The sequence below is a fragment of the Cupriavidus sp. L7L genome (genome assembly GCF_004353535.1).
GTDB lineage: Bacteria > Pseudomonadota > Gammaproteobacteria > Burkholderiales > Burkholderiaceae > Cupriavidus > Cupriavidus oxalaticus_A.
In genome coordinates, this window is record NZ_SMNY01000128.1 from 1 (window position 1) to 568 (window position 568).

General features: G+C 53.9%; 1 rRNA gene. It reads right to left on the reverse strand.

The annotated features are described in order from the left end of the window. Positions 1–568 (reverse strand): 23S ribosomal RNA (locus E1J61_RS36275); the annotation flags it as partial.

Genomic DNA, 568 nt, shown 5'->3' on the forward strand with positions numbered 1-568 from the left:
CCCCTATCCACAGCTCATCCCCTAACTTTTCAACGTTAGTGGGTTCGGTCCTCCAGTACGTGTTACCGCACCTTCAACCTGGCCATGGATAGATCATCTGGTTTCGGGTCTACACCCAGCGACTCAACGCCCTGTTCGGACTCGCTTTCGCTACGCCTGCCCTAATCGGTTAAGCTTGCCACTGAATGTAAGTCGCTGACCCATTATACAAAAGGTACGCCGTCACCCCGCTTTAAGCGCTCTCGCGCTTAAACCGCTTTGCGCGCCAGTGCTGCTATTTCACACTGAGGTCTTTTGGCGATCCTCACTGCGTGAGGTTCGCCGAAAGCGCTTAAAGCGGGGCTCCGACTGTTTGTATGCATGCGGTTTCAGGATCTATTTCACTCCCCTCCCGGGGTTCTTTTCGCCTTTCCCTCACGGTACTGGTTCACTATCGGTCGATCACGAGTATTTAGCCTTGGAGGATGGTCCCCCCATCTTCAGACAGGATTTCACGTGTCCCGCCCTACTTGTCGTACACCTAGTTCCACAACGCTGTTTTCGCATACAGGGCTATCACCTGCTAGGG